This window comes from Dietzia alimentaria 72, from assembly GCF_000226215.1.
Classification (GTDB): domain Bacteria; phylum Actinomycetota; class Actinomycetes; order Mycobacteriales; family Mycobacteriaceae; genus Dietzia; species Dietzia alimentaria.
The window spans coordinates 1-19,357 of the sequence record NZ_AGFF01000010.1; the positions used below are offsets into that span (position 1 = coordinate 1).

Here is a 19,357-nt window from a genome sequence, read left to right on the forward strand (position 1 = left end):
CTCAGTCTGGCGGATAGGGAGCGCGCGTGAGCAACTCCCTCCACAGACATAGAAATTCGGGACGGACCTGACTGTTCGTGAGCTGCCATGTAGGACACACCCACACACCGTCTTCCAGCTGGGCGCCCAGCACTTCCCCTGCCTCAAGCCTGCGCATGGTCTCTGACAGCGAAATATCCAAGACCTCGGCCATCGAAGCGGGGGTGCAGAACGGCCCGATCTTCGAGTCCAGAACACGTTCACGCTCGATGCCCCCTGAACCATCGGGCGCCTGTGGCGTGTCCATGAGTGCCATTGTCACCCCGAGCAAGTCGCCGTGCAGCCGTATGACGTTCCCGACGGTTTCGGCGTCGGTCTGGGACTGGCTTCTGGCAATTTTGGGCAGGCCCCAGGCCACCGTTCCTCGGTAACTGAACTCGACGCGCAATACCCCCGTGATGGGATCCGAGATCGCATCTATAGGTGCGCCTCTACAGTCATTGCGTCGATGGTGAAACGATGCGTCGGCCCTAGGCGCATGGTCTCTTCCCAGAGGTGGGCACAGCAGCTTGGCTGCTCCGGCGGCTGTGATCCGCTAACCGTCAAACTGGCTCCGGATTGGCATCGAGCCAAAGCCGGAGGGCCTCGTTTCCGATCTCTCGACGGCTTCTCCTGGTGCCCTACCGCCCGCTATGACCTACTAGTAGGGCAGACTTATACGCCTAGCTGGCCGGATTCTTAAGGGTGCCCACCAGACCCAACCAAACCGACCCCGAACGGGCAGCTGCGTGGGCTTCCCACCGAGAGCGCGTTGGCGCCAACATTCGCTCCCTGAGGCTGCAGCGAGAGCTAACGCAAGAATCGCTCGCCCTAGAGTCAGGGGTGACGCGCAACGTTTTGATTCAGGTAGAGCATGGGCGTCGCGGTTTGCTGTTCGAGCGCCTTTTCGACATTGCCGAGGTCCTAGGCGTCCCTCCCGGCGACCTTCTCCACTAAGGAGCTCCGACACCCCTCCTGGCGAAGGGCAGGCAGGCTATCGAATCCGCGCACCCGCGCTTCGATTCTCGAGAAGCAATTCCCAAAGGCGGTCAGAGCGCGCCGGCTCTTCTATAGCTTCTATCGCTACTTTAATTAGACAAAGAACAAATGAATTCATGCTGGCGATTCCTCCGAGGTCTCTCATTCTTGACGGCGACCCAAGGTGCCAAGAAAGCCTTCTGTCCGCCAGGAGTTCCACATCCTCAGCTGGCCAGTTGAAATTCTTCCGCACAACGTCCCCGCCCATGTTCACGCCCTCACCTCGGTCGCAGGCCCAGCGCCCGCAATGCACTACTAGTAGCGCATCACGAAGCAACGACCGGTTCCGGGTAGGCGAACAGGCCTTCGCCCGCCGATCCCACTGTGAGCTGGCTTCCGCATGTAGGGAAGAGAGAGCCAAGTCCGACCCTCGTGAGCTGGGAATTCGATTCGCCGCTTGACACCAGACCCATACGCGCCATCCGCAACAACCGTTCTCCTATTCGCACGGAGCACGAAAACTAAAGGTCAGAACGCCTCGACCTCGAATTGACCTCTAGATAACCTGCGAACCAGTCGTCTCGCATATCGAGCGTCGTGCGGTCCCCGGCTGCCAGCAGGTCGAACTTGGCGTCGACGATCGGCAGTTCACGGCGCAGGAAGTAAGTCGCGGCCTGGAGTTTTCCGGCGGCGAACGCGTCGGACTCGTCTCCGGTGCGCGTCCCCAGCGCCAATACCTGCTCGAGCCATATCCAGGCGATCACGACGTGCCCGGTGGCTTCGAGGTATTCGGTGGCGTCGGCGAGGAACGCCTCCGGATCGCTCGCCCCCAGCTCGGCGAGGGCGGTGGTGACCTCGATGAGCCGAGTGACCCGCGGGCGCAGCAACTCGGCCAACTCCGCGACGGAACCGCCGGACGCCGCGGCCCTGTCGCAGGTGTCAGTGATCAACGCGGTGAGAGCGACCAGCCCGGCCCCGCCCCCGGCCAGCACCTTGCGACCCAGCAGGTCCTGACCTTGGATCCCGTGGGTGCCCTCGTGAATCGGGTTGAGGCGGTTGTCCCGATAGTGCTGTTCCACGTCGTAATCGATCGTGTATCCGGCCCCGCCGAGCACCTGCACGGCCAGCTCGTTGGCTTTGAGGCACCACTGCGAAGGCCAGGACTTGGCGATCGGCGTGAGCACATCCAGCACCACCGAAGCGGCCGCGGCCTCCTCCGGCGATCCGGTCTTCTCGTCGTCGACCAGCCTTGCGCAGTACAGGCCCAACGCCAACGCGCCCTCCACGTAGGACTTCTGGGCTAACAGCATGCGCCGCACATCCGCATGACCGGTCAGTGTGACCTGGGGTGACGCCGGATCAGCGCCCACCGGACGGCCCTGCGGACGGCCCCGCGCGTAGTCCAACGACTTGAGGTATCCCGTATACCCCAGCGCCGTGGCACCCAGGCCCACTCCGAGGCGGGCCTCGTTCATCATGGTGAACATCTTCTTGAGTCCGGTGTTCTCCTCGCCCACCAGGTATCCCACCGCGCCCGCCTGCCCGCCGGGGGTGTGCAGGCCCTGGCCCAGGGTCGGCATGGTGTTGACCGTGCCGCGGAACCCCATCTTGTGGTTGAGTCCGGTGATCACGATGTCGTTGCGCTCCCCGAGCGAGCCGTCGGGGTTTACCAGGAACTTCGGGACCACGAACAGGCTGATCCCGCGTGTGCCGGCCGGCGAACCGGGAACCTTGGCCAGGACCAGGTGGACGATGTTCTCGCTCATCTGATGCTCGCCACCGGAGATCCACATCTTCTGCCCGAACAGTCGGAACGTGCCGTCGTCCTGGGGCTCGGCGCGCGTAGTGATATCCGCCAGATTGGACCCGGCCTGAGGCTCGGAGAGGCACATGGTCCCGGTGAAGCGGCCCTCGACCATCGGCTTGACGTACCGCTCGATCTGCTCGTCGCTGCCGTGAGTGATCAGCAGATTCGCATTGCCGGTGGTGAGCAACGGGTACGCGGCCGTGGAGATGTTGGCGGCGTAGAACCAGGCCATGCACGCCAGGTACGCGGTGTATGGCAGCTGCATTCCGCCGACCCGCTGGTCCATGGCCGCGCCCACGAGGTCGGCGTCGGCAAACCGGCGTAGCGCCTCGCCGATCTCTGGGATGAGCTCCACCTCCTCGCCGACCAGCGTGGGTTCGTTGAGGTCGGCCTTGCGGTTGTGGGGAGCGAAGTGCTTCTCGGCCAGCTCGGCGGACAGGTCGAGAACCGAGTCGATGGTCTCCCTGGAATGGTCCGCGTAGCGCTCACGGTGGCATAGCTCCGAGACGCGCAGCCAGTCGTGGAGGAGGAAGTCGAGGTCGGCGCGGGAGAGCAGATGCGAGGGGGCCATGCACCGCAGGGTACTCGCGAGCGCTTATCCGGTTCGCTCGATCAACCAGCCCGGCCGGTCAGCTCGCCGGTCAGCCCCGGGTGGTGGACTGCGCGAACTTCTGCCCCATCCCGAGCATCGTTTTGGCGTACGCCGCAGGCAGGAACCGCTTGCCACGGTAGGCCTTCCGGGCATCGGGATCGGGGAGGATCAGGAACTCGCGGGCATCGAGAGCGGTCAGCACCTCGGCGGCGATCTCGTCCGCGGTGCGCTCCGCCCGGTCGATCAGCTTGGACGCGAACTCATAAGCCGCGGGATCAGACGAGTTGAGGCTCGAGGCCAGATTGGTGCGGAAGAACGACGGGCAGACCACCGAGACATCGGTGCCGAACGGCTGCAGTTCCCAGCGGATCGACTCCGAGATCGCCACTACCGCGGCTTTGACCGCCGTATACGACGACATCGCGGGCGGGTGGACCAGCCCGGCGAGCGAGGCGGTGTTGACGATGTAGCCACGGCCCTGGGCCTTGAGCATCGGCACGAACGTGCGGCAGCCGCGGGTCACGCCCAGCACGTTGATGTCGATGATCTGTTTCCAGTCCTCCTCGGTGAGCATCTCGATCCGACCGCCCTGCGCGATACCTGCATTGTTGACCAGCACGTCGAGGCCGCCCCAGATCTTCTCGATCTGCTCGCGGACCGCCGTCCACTCACCCTCCGAGCGCACATCGAGCCGAAGGTAGCGGGCGTCCTCGGGAACGGAGGCCGGGCGGGCGTCGGTGGGGGCGAGGTCGGCAACGATCACCCGGTCACCGCGCTCGAGGAACGCGGTAGCCAGCGCCAGCCCGAGGCCGGAGGCCCCGCCTGTCACCAGGACACGGCGGTTGGCATCGTCGGGGGAGGGGGGCTGTCCGAAGGGCAGCCGCCTCAGGCCGGGCAGGGGCAGCCCCGACAGTCGGAGATCGGACAGCGGGTTGCTGGGCAGGCGCATGAACAGAAACTACCGCTCATCCGCTATCGCTGGGTGAACGGTGCGGGCTGCCCGGCGCCGGACAGGAAATCGGCCGCCATCGTCACCGCCGGCCCCGACGAGTCAGCCCCCTCGATGAGCACGGCCACCGCGATGTCGCCGGTCGAGCCCACAAACCAGCCGTGTGCGGGACCAGAGCCCACCTCCGCGGTCCCGGTTTTGCCCCCCAACCCGGGGATCGAGCGCGCGGCCGTCGCGGTTCCCGATTGCACCGTCTGCACCATGTAGCGCCGCAGGGTGTCCACCACCTCCGGCGGCAACGGTTCGGGCGAGTCGTTGGCAGTCCCGGGCATTCCACGCAGCAGGTGCGGGGTGATCATCTGTCCGTTGTTGGCGAGCGATGCCTGCATCACCGCCATGCCGAACGGGCTGGCCAGCACCTCGCCCTGCCCGATCGCGGCCTCCACGCGTCCCGGTCCCCGCTCGGTGACGGGCACCGAACCGGTGAACAGATCCGGGCCTAGTCCGGGGGCGAAGAAGCCCACGCCCAGGCCGAGCTGTCTGGCGGTGTCGCGCATCGCCTCCGGGGCCAACCGGTCGCTGATCACGGCCTGGCTGGTGTTGCACGACCGTGCGAAGGCGGTCTCCAGCGGCACGTCGCCCAGCGCGAAGTCGTCGTCGTTGGGGATGGTCCGCCCGGAGACGGTGATCGAGGCCGGGCACGGCACTATCTCGTCCGACCCCACCACCCCGGATTGGAGCGCGGCACCCGTGGTGACCACCTTGAACGTCGAGCCCGGCGGGAACCTGCCCTGCATCGACACCGGGCCCTGCGCATCCGCGGCTGAATTCTGGGCCACCGCCAGCACGCCGCCGGTCGACGGCTGGATCGCCACGATCGACGCCGCCAGCCCGGAGCTGTCCACGGCACGCTGCGCCTGCTGCTGCATCGAGATCTGCAGCGTCGACACCAGGTCGTCGACCTCGCCGAAGGGTGCGCCCCCGAGTTCGATCGGCTCCGCGCCCGGGTTGACGATCTCCGCCGACCAGCCACCCGAGGCATCGAGTTCCTGGGTCCATGCGTTGGGGAGGCCGTCGAGCACGGGCGAGGTCAGATCTCGATCGGTGCGGATGAGTTGCCCCTGCTCCGGAAGAGTCACACCCGGCACCGCAGCGAGCTGCTCGCGGAGGGGATCGGCGTCGCTCGGCCGTAGAGCCACCACCTGATACGGCTGCTCAGCGGATTCGGCCATGCCCTCGCGGATGGTCTGTCCGGTGATCGTGGGCGCCGCGGCGTTCACCAGTCCCGCGACCGCGTCCGCTGAGCCGGCGGCGTCCGGGGCCAACGTCACCACTGTCACAGGGGTCCACTGCATGAGTGGGGTGCCGGTCCGGTCGAGGATGTCCGTGTCGTAATCCGCCACCGTCGTGAACGCCAGTTGACCCCCGGGTTCTAGTCGGGTGTCGAGGATCGTCGGCGCCCACTCGACCTTCCACTGGTCGTCGACCTTGGTGGTCCGGGCTTCGCCGGCGGTGGTGATGCTGCGCGTGGCGGAATCGGGCTCATCCTCGTCGCCGGCTGCACCGAAGTCCCAGGTGATCGCCACCGTCACAGGGTCGGAATCGGGTCGGCGGTCGCCGTCGGGGGTGTCCGCGCTGAGCGTGGGCCGCGGCATCTGGTCGATGCTCGCGGTCAGTGCCCGCTCGGCGGCCGCGGGGTCGGTGGTGAGCGCGGCTGCACCCGCCAGGTCGCCGTCCTCGAGCGCCGACAGGAACTGTTGGAGCTCGTCGGAGCCGGTGTCGCCGGTGAGGGCGGCGCAGCCCGAACCAGTCACGACGACGGCGAGGGCCACCGCCGCGATGCCGACGGACGGGCGCTTCCTTCGACGGGTATGCGTGGTCATCACCCCACGAAACCAGAATTCGCCCCGCGCCGCTGCGCGAAGCGTCCGTAGGCTCACGCTCATGAGCGTCGAACGCACCGACCCCGTCGTGGACCCGACCGCCCGCACCGGCGCGTCGCCGTTGACAACCGGGCTGGCGAGGGTCCTCGACGATCTCGTGCGCATCCCCGGTACGCGCTTCCGAGTGGGTCTGGATCCGGTGCTGGGTTTGGTGCCGGTTGTCGGTGACGCCGTGGCCACCGTGTTCGCGGCGGCGGTGTTCACCGAGGCCATCCGCAACCGGGTGCCGGTCCACATCCTGTTCCGGATGGGCTGGAACTACCTGGTCGACGCGATCATCGGGGCGGTCCCGTTCGTGGGCGATGTAGCCGATGCCGCGCATAAGGCCACCTCCAAAAACCTGCGTCTGGTCGAGCGCACCATAGTCGACGGCAAACGCGTCGACACCAACGCGCGCGGTTACCTGTTGCGGGCGGTCTCCGCGGTCGCGTTGATGCTGCTGGTCCTGATTGGCATGGCGGTGCTGGCGCTGTGGGGCCTGCTCAAGCTCATCGGGCTCTTTTGAACCGCACCGCCGAGCCGTCCTAGTCCGCCGTGCCCACCGGTCCCGCGCTGGTCAGTCCGACGTGGCGGGGAGGAGTCGCCGCACCACGTCGTCAAGCGTGAGGACGCCGCGGACCTCGCTCGCGTCGGTGCCGGGCTGGTCACCGGACCGTTCGACGACGACGAGGTGCGCCCTCGCCTCGCGCATCCTGCGGAACGCATCGGCCACGGACAGGTCGTGCTCGAGGGACAGCTTGGGTCGCATGAGCTGTCGCGCCGTGGCGCCCGGTTCCGTGACCAGCGCGTCGCGGGCGTGGATCACTCCCACCACGCGGGAGTCGTCCACCACGAGAAGGCGCAGGTGCCCGGTTCGGCGGGCCATCTCGCGAATTTCCTCCGGGCTGGCGTTCACGTTCACTGACGACATCTCGTCGGGCTTCGCGGGTTGGTCCACGCCGCGCTCGCCGAGCAGGTCCCCCACGGTGAGCTCCTGTAGCTCCAACGCGTTGAGCAGCTGGCGGTGTTGGGAATCGTCGAGAGTGCCGGCCTCGCCGGAGTGACGGACCAGTTCGCGCAGCGAGTCGGCGTCCTGGCCGGCCGACACCTCGTCGACGGCCTCGACCCCCAAGCGGTGCAGGATGCGGTTGGCGGAGGAGTTGAGCAGGAGCAGTAGCGGGCGGGTGAGCCACAGGAACCCCCGCATCGGCAGGGCCAGCAGGGTGGCGGAGTATTCCGGGTGGGTGATGGACCATGATTTGGGGGCCATTTCGCCCACCACCAGGTGCAGGAACGTAACGAGAATCAGAGCCAGGATGAACGCGATCACGTCGGCCGTCCACAGAGGCAGGCCCCAGCCGGAGAACACCGGCGTGAGCCAGTGATGCACCGCTGGTTTGGTGACCGAACCCAGGGCGAGCGCACACAGCGTGATGCCGAGCTGTGCCCCCGCGAGCAGCAGGGTCAGCTCGGAGGCATTTCGCAGGGCCGCACGGGCCGCGACGGACGTGGCGGCGGCGTCCTCCAAGCGGTGGCGTCGCGCGGAGATCAGCGAGAACTCCACGGCCACAAAGAATGCGGACGCCGCGATCAACGCCGTGGTGACAGCCAGCACGAACAGCGGGTTGCTCATGATCCCGCTGGGGGCGTCGGCGGCGAGGAGGACTACGGGGTGATCGGTCATCGTTGGGCCTCCTCGACCCTCACATACAGATGGGCCGGGACCCGACGCTCGATGCGCCGCACTTCGGTCCGCAGGATCCGCTCGGGGGAGAACTCTTCCAGCACATCCGTGTCCGGCAGGCGGATGTCCACACGGTCGCCTACGTCGGGCAGGTCACCCGAGGTGGCGATCACCAGACCGCCCAGCGTTTCGGCGTCGACCTCGGGCAGGGTGATGTCGAGAAGCCGCTCCACCTCGTCCAGGTGGGTCTCACCGGCCAGCAGCCAGCCCAGACCCAGCCGGATCGGTGCGTCGGAGACCAGCTCCGGATCGTGCTCGTCGGCGATCTCGCCCACGATCTCCTCGGCCATGTCCTCCATCGTCACCACGCCGGCGAAGCCGCCGTACTCGTCCACGACCACCGCCATCTCGGCACACTCGGAACTCAGACGACCCGCGACCTCCGGGAGCGGCAGCGAGTCGGGCACGATCAGGGGAGCCCGCATACGCGTCGACACGGCTGTGAGATCGGCCTCGTCGTGGTCGGCGGTCAACAGGTCGTGGAGATCCACCACTCCCACCACGTCGTCTGTGTCCTGGCCGACCACCGGGTACCGCGTGTGACCGGTCGCCATCTTGGCCACCACCTCGGACACCGAGTCCTCCGCCCGCACCACGTCGGTCCGCGAGCGCGGGATCATGGCGTGCTCGGCCGTCTGACCCGGGAAGTCCAACATCCGGTCCAGCAGGCTGCTCAGTTCCGGGGACAACTCCCCGTTCTCACTCGACTCCGCCACGATGTGCTCGAGGTCCCGGGCCGTGGCCGAATGCTCCTTGTCGTGCACCGGCTCGATCCCCACCGCCCTGAGCAGGGATGCGGACGCCTTGTCGAACAGTCCGATGAGCCAGCCGAACATCGCCAGATAGATGCTGGTGGAGCGCGCCAGCCAGCGGGCGACGGGCTCCGGCTTGGCGATCGCCAGGTTCTTGGGCACGAGTTCGCCAAAAATCATCTGCACGACCGTGGAGAACAGCAGTGCCAGCACCGTGCCCACGGCCACGCCGATCCCCTGTGGGACCGACGCCTTCCCCAACAATTCGCCGAGCGACCGGCCGACGAGTGGCTCCGCCACATAACCGACGATCAGCGTGGTGATGGTGATGCCGAGCTGCGCGCCCGAGAGCATGAATGACGTGCGTTTGGTGACCGTGAGAACCCGCTCTGCGACCGGGTCGCCCTTCTCCGCGGCTGCTCCGATGCGGGAGCGGTCGACGGCCATGAAGGCGAACTCCTGGGCGACGAAATAGCCCGTGAGCGCGGTGATCGCCAGGATCACGATGACGCCGAGCAGTAGTGAGAGTGCGATGCTCATCCTGTTTCCCCCCTTCGGCGAAGGGGGCTGATAGATCGGGCCGGGGTGTCGGCTCGGCTCACTGGAGGTGCTCCTGCGCGTGGGTCGGAAAGCGGTTCCCCGAACTGTCATCCGGGGTGACCCCCGATTGTTCCGTCTTGACGCCCGCATGTCGACTTTCTGCCCGGTGGGGAGTCGTCAGCGGGGTGGTGGTTTGGCGAGAAGGGCTGGTTGGAGTATCACTGTCTGACATGACGACTCGAGACGCCGAGGTCGCGCTCGCCGATACGGACCGCAGGTTCTTCGGCCATCCCCTCGGCTTGGCCAACCTATCCGGCATCGAGCTGTGGGAGCGGTTCAGCTTCTATGGCATGCAGGGCATTTTGGCCTACTACATCTACTACGCGGTCGGTGAGGGCGGTCTCGGCTACTCCGAGCAGATCGCCACCTCGATCGTCGGCGCCTACGGCGGCCTGGTCTACGCGTCCGCCATCCTCGGCGGGTGGGTCTCCGACCGGATCTTCGGCGCCGAGCGCACCCTGTTCGGCGCGGCCGTGATGATCATGCTGGGCCATCTCTCGCTGGCACTCGTACCCAGCGAGATCGGTCTGGGTCTCGGCCTCGTCCTGGTGGCCGTCGGCGCAGGCACGCTCAAAGCCACCACCTCGACGGTCGTTGGTGACATGTATCGCCGGACGGACGACAGGCGCGACGCCGCGTTCTCGATCTACTACATGGCTGTGAACATCGGCGGGCTGCTCGGCCCGTTCGTCACGGGCGCCCTGTGGAACGCGTACGGCTTCCACTGGGGCTTCGGCGCGGCCGCTGCCGGTATGGCGGTCGGGCTCGTCCAGTACGTCATCATGCGGGGCTCGACCCTCAAGGGCGTCGGCGTGACCGTCCCTAACCCACTGCCCCGCCCGCAGCGCCTGCCCTACCTGGGTGTCGGCGCTCTCGTGGTGGTGCTCGTGGTGGCTGCCATCGCCACCGGCCTCATCCCGCTCGAGTCACTTGCGAGCATTGTCACCGGCATTGCCGTGGTGGGCGCCATCGCACTGTTCGCGATCCTGCTCGGCAGCTCCAAGACCCAGGCGGACGAGCGTCGCCGCGTCATCTCGTTCATCCCGATGTTCGTGGCGTCTGTGATGTTCTGGGCCTTGTTCCAGCAGCAGTTCACTGTGATCGCGATCTATTCGGATCAGCGTCTGGACCGAAACATCGGTGGCTGGGAGATGCCCGCAAGCTGGGTGCAGTCGATCAACCCGCTGTTCATCATCATCTTTGCCGCAGTCTTTGCCACCCTGTGGGTCAAGCTGGGCGACCGTCAGCCCTCCACCCCGATGAAGTTCGCGCTGGCCAACCTCATCATGGGCGGGGCCTACCTCGTGTTCCTGCTCTTCGTGGGCAACGTTGCCACCCCGCTGCTGGGGATCGTGGGCATCCTGTTCCTGTTCACCATGGCAGAGTTGCTTCTGTCGCCCGTCGGGCAGTCGCTGGTCACCAAGCTCGCCCCGGAGGCGTTCAAGACGCAGATGGTGGCGCTGTTCTTCCTTACGGTCTCGATCGGTAGCGCCCTGTCCGGTGTCCTGGCGGGGTACTACAACCCCGATGACGCCGGCGCCGAGCGCTCGTACTTCCTGAGCCTGGGCATCGCCTCGATCGCGGTCGCGTGCGTGATTGCCGCCCTGTCGCCGTGGATCAAGAAGAACATGATGGGTGTGCGCTGACGCGGCCCGGCTGAGCTCAGGAGCCCGACTGCCATTTTTCCCAGGGCACGGACCAGTCGCCGCTCTGCCACACCTCGAGGTCCGGCCCGCCGGTGCCCCTGACCTCCACCACGTCGCCGGCGACGGCCTGGTCGAAGTACCACTTTGCGTCCGTCGGTGACAGGTTGAGGCAACCGTGGGAGATGTTGGTGTTGCCCTGCGCCCACATGGACGACTCGAGGGCGTGGAAGTAGATGCCGTCATTGGTCAGCCGCACACCGTGGTCGACGGTCACCTGGTAACCGGCGGACAAGGGAAGCCCGTAGGTGGTGGAATCCATCCTCACCGAACTGGCCTTATCGAGCACGGTGTAGTTACCCGGCTGGGTCCAAAAATGCATGCTCACGTTGCCGTAGGTGGCCCAGCCGCCCTTACCCATGGAGGTCGGCATGGTCTTGACCAGCTTCTGGTTGTGGAACACCGAGACGGTCTTGGTGGCGTCGTCGGCGATCGCGACCCGACGCTCACCGATCGTGAAGTCCGCCTCGGCGTTCTCGCCGCCCCATTGGCCGTCGCCGAGTTCGCGCCCCTCGGTGTCGAGGTTCACGCGCACGCGGGTGCCGGGCTCGTAGTAGTCGCGAGGCCGCCAGTGCGCGGTTGAATCGTTGAGCCAGAACCAGTTGCCCTCGACCTCGGGGGTCGTGGTGACCACCATGTGCTCCTCGGCCTTGTCATGGTCGGTGATCGGCTGGTCGAACCGGGCGGCCACGATGATGCCCACGCCGTACTCGCGGCCGGACTCGAGCGCACCGCCGCCGGAGGAGGCGAGCGTGGGTGTGACGATGGACTGCGGCTGCGCCATGGTGAAGCTGCGCTTGTCGGTCCTGGGTCCGCCGACCGCTCCCTCGTAGGTGATCTCAAGGGTGTAGGTGCGTCCGTAACCCAGGGTGACGGCGGGCTTCCATTCGGAGCCGTCGCGCGACAACTCGCCCTCGATCTCCTTGCCCGCGTCATTGGTGAGCGTGATGTCGCTGATGGTGCCGTTCTCGACGCGTGCGTGGACCCCGTCCAACACGGCGACGTCGGTGGCCTTGTCCTGCGGGGTCACCCGGAGGGAGGCGGGTGCGGGCGCCTCGGTGGTCTCCACGGGAGTCGTCTCACCGGCGGAGCCGGTGGGCACGGGGATAGTGCAGCCGGCAATCACGAGCAGCAGCGCGAAGAAGCTGGTGAGGACGGCGAGGGGGACCAGCGCAGCCGGGCGGGCGGTGGCTCTGGACCTGGATACAAGCATGGGTGACTCCGGAAGAAATACGCGAGACTGGCCGGCGACTACCGGCGTATGTGCACATCATGCACGTCGGGTCCGACAATCGACTAAATCGCAACGCCGCGGCGAGGGCCTCGTTGCGGAGTTGTGACCGCGGAACCCCCATCTCGCACCCACGACCCGGGGCTGGCGGGTAAAACGGTGGGCATGGGTATCGAGCTTCCAGTGACGATCATCGGCGGGCACGGCAAGGTCGCTCTTCGTGCCACGCGAATCCTGTCGGGTGCGGACGCGGACGTGTTCTCGGTGATCCGCTCCCCCGAGCAGTCCGACGCCGTCCGTGCGGCCGGCGCGACGCCGGTGGTGGCGGACGTGGAAAGTCTCGACGACGACGAGTTCCGCGAACTCGTGCGCGGCAGTGGCTCGGTGGTCTGGTCGGCCGGCGCCGGCGGTGGAGACCCTGACCGCACCTATGCGGTGGACCGCGACGCCGCCATCCGCTCGATGGACGCGTGCGTCACCGAGGGCGTCGAGCGGTACGTGATGGTGTCGTACGACGGGGCCGGGCCGGATCATGGTGTTCCGGAGGACAGCTCCTTCTTCCCGTACGCCGAGGCCAAGGCCGCCGCAGACGCCCACCTGCGTGAGACCGAGCTGAAGTGGACGATTCTCGGCCCCGGGAAGCTCACCGATGAGCCTGGTGGCGAGTCGGTCGGGGTGGGCGAGAGCAAGCGCGAGGACCGTGCCACCAGTCGCGACACGGTGGCCGAGGTGATCGCGGCGGTGCTCCGTCGCCCCGACACCGTCTGTCGGACCCTAGAATTCTCGGACGGAGACACCCCGATTGGAGAGGCTCTCACCAGGCAGTGATGCGGGGGTTATCCTGCACGGGTGAGGATCCTGGTCGGTGGCTCGTGGATCACGGTGGTGTGCGCACTGCTCACCGCCCTGTGGAGCGTGCCGCAGTACCTGGTCACAGGAACGGTCACGCGCAGCCCGAACATGTGGCCGTTCGCTGTCTTGTTCCTGTTCCCGGCGCAGATCGGCGTCCCGGTGTGCATGTTGACCGCGCTCAATTCGATCCTCATGCTGTTCCGGCGGGAGGTCACCACGTGGCCGCGGCGTTTCCTGGCGGGCGGGCAGATCCTCACGGTCACCCTGCTCGTCATCTGCGCTCTCGTTTTGGTGCTGCCCACCGCGTACGGTCGTCAGTTCATCGTGATGGCGTTGGCGTTCCAGATCGGCCAGGTGATGGTGGCCCTGGGGCTGGCGCTGCATCTACTCAGGCGTCGGCGGCATCAACGTCACGCCGAGGTGGCCCGGGCGCGTTGATGAGCTGACACTATGGACTGCATGCGCGCCATCCATATCTCCAGCCATGACGGACCCGACGCCCTCGAGGTGGTCGACATCCCCGAGCCCGAGCCGGGCGCCGTTCTGATCGATGTCCACGCATCCGGGGTGACGTTCCCAGAAGTGCTCCAGACCCGCGGTAAATACCAGATCTCGCCGTCGCTCCCCTTCGTGCCGGGCTCCGAGGTCGCCGGTGTGGTCCGCTCGGCCCCGGAAGGGTCGGGCTTCGCAGCCGGCGACCGCGTCTGCGCGTTCCCCGGCCTCGGCGGGTTCGCCGACGTGGTCTCCACCGAGCCCTCGCAGGTGTTCCATCTGCCCGACGCGATGTCCTTCGCGCAGGGTGCCTCGATCCCCATGAACGTGCTGACCGCGCATTTTGCACTGGCTCACCGCGGTCGGTTGCAGGCGGGAGAGACCGTGCTCGTCCACGGTGCGGGCGGCGGAATCGGTATCGCCGCCACGCAGTTCGCCACCGCGATGGGCGCCCGGGTGATCGCGGTGGCCTCCACGGAGGCCAAGCGTGCGCTAGCACTGAAGGCCGGCGCGTCGGACGCGATCGCGCCCGAGGGATTCAAGGACACCGTCAAGGAGCTCACGGACGGGAAGGGTGTCGACATCGTCGTCGACCCCGTGGGCGGTGACCGGTTCACCGACTCCATCCGGGCCCTCGGGCAGGAGGGCCGCATCCTCGTGATCGGTTTCACCGCCGGCGACATCCCCACCGTCAAGGTCAACCGCCTCCTGCTGGGCAACAAGAGCGCCGTGGGCGTGGGCTGGGGCGAGTACTGGATGACCAACCCCGGTTACCTTCAGAAACAGTGGGCCGAGGTCGAGCCGTTGCTGGCCGCCGGCAAGCTCGACCCGCTGGTCGGCGTCGAGTATCCGCTCGAGGAGGCCGCCGACGCGCTCAATCTCATGGACGGTCGCGGCGCCGTGGGCAAGATCGTGCTGACCCACGGTCGCTAGGCGTGTAGCGTCCGCATCCGCCTTCCGGCCTCATCGAGCACATCGGGGCGCTTGCAGAACGCGAACCGCACCAGGTGGGACCAGTCGTCGGCAAAGATGTCGGTGAACGGCGCGAACGGCACGGCTGCCACGCCCAGTCGCTCCGGCAGGTCCAGGCACCAGGCCGCCGCGTCGGTCACCCCGAGCGGGCGCGGGTCGGCGGTCAGGAAGTAAGTGCCCTGCCCGACGACGAGGTCGAACCCGACGCCCGTGAGGATGTTCGCCAGCCGGTCCCGCTGATCCTGCATGCCGGTCCGCAGCGTCATGATCCACTCCTGTTCGTGGCGCAGTGCGTGCGCGACCCCCATCTGCAGGGGCGTCGCGCCCGTGAAACTCATGTACTGCTTCGCGGTGCGCGCTCCAGCCACCAGGTCCGCGGGCCCGGTGAGCCAGCCGACCTTCCATCCGGTGCAGTTGAGCATCTTCCCGGCGCTGGAGATGCGCAGTGTCCGCTCAGCCATCCCGGGCAGCGTCGCGATGGAGACGTGCTCGACCCCGTCATAGGTCAGATGCTCGTACACCTCGTCGGAGATGGCGATGGTGTCGAAGTGGTGGCACAGGGCAGCGATCTCCTCCAGGTCCTCGCGCGGCAGGACGGCCCCGGTGGGGTTGTGCGGCGTGTTGACCAGCACGGCACGCGTCCGCGGGGAGAACGCGGCTCGCAACGACTCCACGTCCAGTCGGAATCGATCGCCCACGCGCACCATCCGCGCCGCGCGACGGGTGGCCCCGGCCATTGCGACGGTGGCGGCGTAGGAGTCGTAGTACGGCTCGATCACGACCACCTCGTCGTCGGGCTCCACCAAACCCACCACCGCGCCGGCGATGGCCTCGGTCGCACCCACGGTGACCAGCACCTCGGTGTCCGGGTCGCGGACGAGGCCGGTGCTGGCCAGTTCGAGATCGACGACCGCCTGCCGCAGCTCGGCGACACCGGCGGCCGGCGGGTACTGGTTGTGACCGTCCCGCATCGCTCGGGCAGCCGCCTCGATCATCGACTCAGGCCCGTCCGTGTCGGGAAAGCCCTGCCCCAGGTTGATCGCGTCGTGCCGTGCGGCGAGGCGGGAGACCTCGGAGAAGATGGTCGTGGCGTGCGGGGCGAGTCTGCGGACCGTCATGGTCGCCCAGCCTAGTTCTTGGAAAGCACAGCGCTCCCGCCGCGGGCGATACGATGGGCGGCATGACCGAGCACCTCGCCGCCACCCAGTCCGCCGCTCAGTCCGTCTCCTCGGCCGGGGCCCGCGCAGCCACGGTCGGGCCGTGTATGCAGCGACGCACCGTTTTGGCCGCGCTGCCCGGTATCGTCCTGCTGCCAGGAATCGTCTCGGCATGCGGGATCACCCAGCCGGCCCAGCCGGTGTCGACGGTTCAACAGACCACCACCGTCGAGGAGACGTCGATCCCTGCCGCCGAGGTCCCGGTGGGTACGGCCAAGCAGTTCAAGGCCGGTGGCGACACGGTGATCGTGGCGCAGCCGACCGAGGGTGAGTTCGTCGCCTTCTCGGCCCGCTGCACCCACCAGGGCGGGACCGTCCAGGTGGTCAAGGACCTGAGTCTGCGCTGCCCGCTCCACGGCGCCGAGTACGACGCCACCGACGGCCGCAACACCCTGGCCCCCGCGCCGCGACCGCTTGACGTGATCCCTGTGACCGAGTCCGGTGGCACACTCACCCTCGGCTGACGCTCGGTTTGCGAACTTCCGCCGTCGCGAGTAAGTATGAGAACACGTTCTCAGGGCGGGGTGAAACTCCCCACCGGCGGTGATGTCATCGGTCCCATGACCGGAGGCGAGCCCGCGAGCGCTCCGTAGGCACGGCCTTCTCGGTCGGGCAGGCGGGGGTCAGCAGACCCGGTGTGATCCCGGGGCCGACGGTCATAGTCCGGATGGAAGAGAACATCGCGCCACCCGCGCGACGCCTCGGCCTCCAGCGGCCGTGGCCCGAGTGGGCGACGTGGCATAAGCCCTGGGCCGTCTGTGTTGAGCCCGTGAAAGGGGCACACGATGAGCCTTCTCAACTCATTCCTCGACGCGCAGTTGATGATCGGCGGAGTTCCGATCCTGTGGCGTGAGATCGTCGGAAACGTCTTTGGACTCGCGGCCGCCGTCGGCGGCATGCGCCGCGTGGTCTGGGCGTGGCCGGTCGGGATCGTCGGCAACCTCACCCTGCTCACCGTCTTCCTCGGTGGCGTCTTCCACACCCCGCAGGACGTTGACCTCTACGGACAGGCCGGCCGGCAGGTCATGTTCCTGGCAGTGGGTGTGTACGGCTGGTGGCGGTGGACGCACGACAAGCGGGTCAATGCCGCGCTGCCGGGGGCTGCCGCGGCGGACACGGCGGCGGTGCATCCGCACTGGGCCACGGGCCGCCAGCGCGCGGGACTCGCGGTGGGGATGCTGGTCGGCACGCTCGTGTTCGGCTGGATCTTCGCCGAACTCGGCTCGTGGGGCCCGTGGGCCGACGCGTGGATCTTCACCGGCTCGATCCTCGCGACGTACGGAATGGCCCGCGGGTGGACGGAGTTCTGGCTGCTGTGGATCGCGGTCGACATCGTGGGCGTTCCGCTCCTGGTGAAGGCCGGTTACTACCCGTCCGCCGCGCTGTACCTGGTCTACGCCGCGTTTGTCGTCTGGGGCTTCGCCGTGTGGTGGCGCGTGGACCTGTCCGAGCGGGAAGATCTGACCTCCGATGACGGCGCGGACGAGCTCGGACGGTCGCAGACCCGCGAGGGCCGTCACCATGAGCCTGTCGGGTAGCTCCGTCGGTTAGGCGCCGCCGGGTGTCAGCGTTCCGCGCGCACCCGGCGGGGTCCTACCGCGGCCACCACGATGAGTGACAGGGCACCGAGGGCGAAGCCCAGCCCGCGGAAGTCGATCCACGCGAACACCAGGCCCGACAGTAGTCCGCCCGCTGCGCCCGACAGGGCCACGGCCACGTCGGCCTGTCCTTGCACGGTGGCGCGGACGGACGTCGGCACAGAGGTGGTGAGCACTGTCGTACCGGACACCAGGCCCAGGCTCCAGCCGAGTCCCAGAAGGATCAACGCGGCGGTCACGAGCGGAGTCGAAGTCGGCGGGGCCAGTGCCGCGAGCACTCCAGCTGCCAACAGGACCAGGCCCGACGACACCGCCACGACGCGCGTGCCAAACTTGTCCACCAGCCATCCTGACAGCGGCGCGGGCAGGAACATCGCGGCCACGTGCAGCGAGATCACCAGGCCCACCACGGTCACGGCGTGGTCGTGCGCGCGCATGTGTACCGGCGTCATGGTCATAAGTCCGACCATCACGAACTGCGTCAGCGCCATCACCACGACGCCCGTGATCACGTCAGAGTTCCACACGCGGAGCGGCGCGACGAGAGCGGCGGTGCCGCCGGGCGAGGACGGTGACGACGACGAGGTTGCCACGGCTTCGGTCTGCGCTTCGGCCTGCGCTTCCGCCTGCGCGAGCTCCAGCCTGCGCGCTTCGAGCAGGGGATCGGGCCTGAGGAGCAGAAAGATGACGAGGGCGGCGCCCCCGTAGGCCGCGGCGGCCAGGAGGAACGGCCCGGCGAGCGGAGCCAGGCCTAAAGACTCGGCGACCACGCCGGTTGGCCCCACGAGGTTGGGCCCGGCAACGGCCCCGGCGGTGGTGCCGAGCAGAACATAGGACAGTGACCGGGCGCGGTTGGCATCGGTCGCGAGGTCGGCGCCGGCGTAGCGGGCCTGCAGGTTGGTGGCGGTACCGGAGCCGTAGACGACAAACGCGAGAAACAGCAGCGGGAGCGATTCTAAGGCTGTGGCTAGCACAATTCCCACGGCGCCGAGTGCGCCGAATGCGAACCCGGTGGCCAGGCCGGGTCGTCGTCCGTGGGCCTGCGATAGTTTGCCGACTGCGATTGCGGCGATGGCGGAACCGCCCGTGAACAGCGCCGACGGCAGGCCCGACAGTCCGGGGCCGCCGAGCAGATCCTCGGCCAGGAGGGCACCCACCGTGACTCCGGCGGCGAGTCCGGCCCCGGCAAGGAGCTGGCCCAGCACGAGGACGATGAGGGTCCGTCGCTGGATCGTCTCGTGCTCCGTATCGGCGACGCTCCCGGCTCCCGCCAGCTGGCTCACCTGCTGGCCCAGCTGCGGGCGTGGAGGAGCACGTCTACGGCGGTGGCTTTGCCGGCCGGGCGCAGGTCGTGCCGCAGCGAGACCACCTCGAGGCCCTCTGCCCCTCGCGCGAGATCGGTGACGCCGGGGAGCAGGTTCGGGTCCTGGGGGCCGCCGACCCCGCGACGCAGGTTCTCGGCGGCATGGCCCAGGTAGACCAGGTGCCCGCCCGGCCGTAGCCAGGTACCGGCGTTGCGCAGGACCTCGGTGAGGGCCCCGAGTTCCGGGTGGAGGAAACCGATCACCACCAGGTCGACCTGCCCGGGGGGAGTCCAGGAGGTGGCGTCGCCGACAACCCAGTCAACGCTGCCGCTGCGGCCCTCATCGGAGTCCTTTGCCCGGGCCTGGTCGATCGCCACCTCGGAGAAGTCGACTGCCCGGACCTGCCAGCCGTGCGCGGCCAGCCAGCGTGCGTGCCGACCGTCACCGCACGCTAGGTCGACGGCTGTGCCCACGGTCAGTCCCGCGTCCTCGGCGGACGTGACCTCGGAGACGATCCGCGCGGCCGGGGTCGTCCCCCACGCGTCGGGCTGCGCGAGGTAGCGGGCGTTCCATTCGGCGGCGTCCACGGGCGGTCGTCCTTTCGGTGGTGGTTGTTGCGAGTTCGT

18 protein-coding genes and 1 riboswitch are annotated in these 19,357 nt (G+C 67.7%); of the genes, 8 read left to right on the top strand and 10 right to left on the bottom strand.

Annotated elements, in window-relative coordinates; translation table 11 throughout:
• Position 1: 1 nt before the first annotated feature.
• The gene (locus ON04_RS05725; protein WP_141564649.1) at positions 2–286 is read right to left on the bottom strand and encodes a hypothetical protein; all 285 of its coding nucleotides are present in this window, start codon (positions 284–286) and stop codon (positions 2–4) included.
• Between the two features lie 437 nt (positions 287–723).
• On the opposite strand from ON04_RS05725, the gene ON04_RS16140 reads away from it, so the two are divergent.
• Positions 724–975 carry a helix-turn-helix domain-containing protein gene (locus ON04_RS16140; protein WP_081477133.1) on the top strand — a complete coding sequence of 84 codons (252 nt, stop codon included), beginning with the start codon at positions 724–726 and terminating at the stop codon, positions 973–975.
• Between the two features lie 542 nt (positions 976–1,517).
• Here ON04_RS16140 and ON04_RS05730 read toward each other — a convergent pair.
• The 3 genes from ON04_RS05730 to ON04_RS05740 all read right to left on the bottom strand — a co-directional run bounded on the left by ON04_RS05730 (position 1,518) and on the right by ON04_RS05740 (position 6,227).
• Positions 1,518–3,374, bottom strand: a complete 1,857-nt coding sequence (locus tag ON04_RS05730) for an acyl-CoA dehydrogenase (protein ID WP_010540632.1) — start codon at positions 3,372–3,374, stop codon at positions 1,518–1,520.
• A gap of 70 nt (positions 3,375–3,444) precedes the next feature.
• On the bottom strand, positions 3,445–4,344 hold the full coding sequence (locus ON04_RS05735; protein WP_010540633.1) for an SDR family NAD(P)-dependent oxidoreductase: 900 nt from the start codon (positions 4,342–4,344) through the stop codon (positions 3,445–3,447).
• Between the two features lie 23 nt (positions 4,345–4,367).
• Positions 4,368–6,227 carry a penicillin-binding transpeptidase domain-containing protein gene (locus ON04_RS05740; protein WP_010540634.1) on the bottom strand — a complete coding sequence of 620 codons (1,860 nt, stop codon included), beginning with the start codon at positions 6,225–6,227 and terminating at the stop codon, positions 4,368–4,370.
• 61 nt (positions 6,228–6,288) lie between these two features.
• Between ON04_RS05740 and ON04_RS05745 the strand changes: the two genes are divergently transcribed.
• Complete coding sequence (locus ON04_RS05745) at positions 6,289–6,792, top strand: DUF4112 domain-containing protein (protein WP_010540635.1); 504 nt, start codon at positions 6,289–6,291, stop codon at positions 6,790–6,792.
• A gap of 51 nt (positions 6,793–6,843) precedes the next feature.
• Here the strand turns inward: ON04_RS05745 and ON04_RS05750 are convergent, their stop codons facing one another.
• Positions 6,844–7,899 carry a CNNM domain-containing protein gene (locus ON04_RS05750; RefSeq protein WP_029457842.1) on the bottom strand — a complete coding sequence of 352 codons (1,056 nt, stop codon included), beginning with the start codon at positions 7,897–7,899 and terminating at the stop codon, positions 6,844–6,846.
• 47 nt (positions 7,900–7,946) lie between these two features.
• Positions 7,947–9,302: a hemolysin family protein gene (locus tag ON04_RS05755; RefSeq protein ID WP_010540637.1), complete on the bottom strand. Its 1,356-nt coding sequence runs from the start codon at positions 9,300–9,302 to the stop codon at positions 7,947–7,949.
• Between the two features lie 230 nt (positions 9,303–9,532).
• Here ON04_RS05755 and ON04_RS05760 point away from each other — a divergent pair, with 230 nt between their 5' ends.
• The gene (locus ON04_RS05760) at positions 9,533–11,008 is read left to right on the top strand and encodes a peptide MFS transporter (RefSeq protein WP_010540638.1); all 1,476 of its coding nucleotides are present in this window, start codon (positions 9,533–9,535) and stop codon (positions 11,006–11,008) included.
• Between the two features lie 16 nt (positions 11,009–11,024).
• Here the strand turns inward: ON04_RS05760 and ON04_RS05765 are convergent, their stop codons facing one another.
• Positions 11,025–12,278, bottom strand: coding sequence for a L,D-transpeptidase (locus ON04_RS05765; RefSeq protein ID WP_010540639.1), 1,254 nt, complete (start codon positions 12,276–12,278; stop codon positions 11,025–11,027).
• A 183-nt stretch (positions 12,279–12,461) separates the two neighbouring features.
• Between ON04_RS05765 and ON04_RS05770 the strand changes: the two genes are divergently transcribed.
• From ON04_RS05770 to ON04_RS05780, 3 genes are read left to right on the top strand one after another with little or no spacing between them, the layout of a single operon-like run.
• Complete coding sequence (locus ON04_RS05770) at positions 12,462–13,124, top strand: NAD(P)H-binding protein (protein WP_010540640.1); 663 nt, start codon at positions 12,462–12,464, stop codon at positions 13,122–13,124.
• A 21-nt stretch (positions 13,125–13,145) separates the two neighbouring features.
• Positions 13,146–13,586, top strand: a complete 441-nt coding sequence (locus ON04_RS05775; protein ID WP_010540641.1) for a hypothetical protein — start codon at positions 13,146–13,148, stop codon at positions 13,584–13,586.
• Positions 13,587–13,607: 21 nt separating this feature from the next.
• Positions 13,608–14,573 carry an NADPH:quinone oxidoreductase family protein gene (locus tag ON04_RS05780; RefSeq protein ID WP_029457846.1) on the top strand — a complete coding sequence of 322 codons (966 nt, stop codon included), beginning with the start codon at positions 13,608–13,610 and terminating at the stop codon, positions 14,571–14,573.
• Here the strand turns inward: ON04_RS05780 and ON04_RS05785 are convergent.
• Positions 14,570–15,730, bottom strand: coding sequence for a pyridoxal phosphate-dependent aminotransferase (locus ON04_RS05785; protein ID WP_010540643.1), 1,161 nt, complete (start codon positions 15,728–15,730; stop codon positions 14,570–14,572). The two genes, ON04_RS05780 and ON04_RS05785, sit on opposite strands and share 4 nt — an antisense overlap.
• 62 nt (positions 15,731–15,792) lie before the next feature.
• Between ON04_RS05785 and ON04_RS05790 the strand changes: the two genes are divergently transcribed.
• Complete coding sequence (locus ON04_RS05790) at positions 15,793–16,293, top strand: Rieske (2Fe-2S) protein (RefSeq protein WP_010540644.1); 501 nt, start codon at positions 15,793–15,795, stop codon at positions 16,291–16,293.
• Positions 16,294–16,335: 42 nt separating this feature from the next.
• A riboswitch (FMN riboswitch) is annotated at positions 16,336–16,512 on the top strand.
• Between the two features lie 102 nt (positions 16,513–16,614).
• Positions 16,615–17,367, top strand: coding sequence for a nicotinamide mononucleotide transporter family protein (locus tag ON04_RS05795; RefSeq protein ID WP_010540645.1), 753 nt, complete (start codon positions 16,615–16,617; stop codon positions 17,365–17,367).
• Positions 17,368–17,393: 26 nt separating this feature from the next.
• On the opposite strand, the gene ON04_RS05800 is transcribed toward ON04_RS05795, so the two are convergent.
• Positions 17,394–18,710, bottom strand: a complete 1,317-nt coding sequence (locus ON04_RS05800) for an MFS transporter (RefSeq protein ID WP_010540646.1) — start codon at positions 18,708–18,710, stop codon at positions 17,394–17,396.
• Positions 18,707–19,318: a class I SAM-dependent methyltransferase gene (locus ON04_RS05805; RefSeq protein ID WP_010540647.1), complete on the bottom strand. Its 612-nt coding sequence runs from the start codon at positions 19,316–19,318 to the stop codon at positions 18,707–18,709. The genes ON04_RS05800 and ON04_RS05805 overlap by 4 nt, the downstream gene beginning before the upstream one ends.
• Positions 19,319–19,357: the final 39 nt, after the last annotated feature.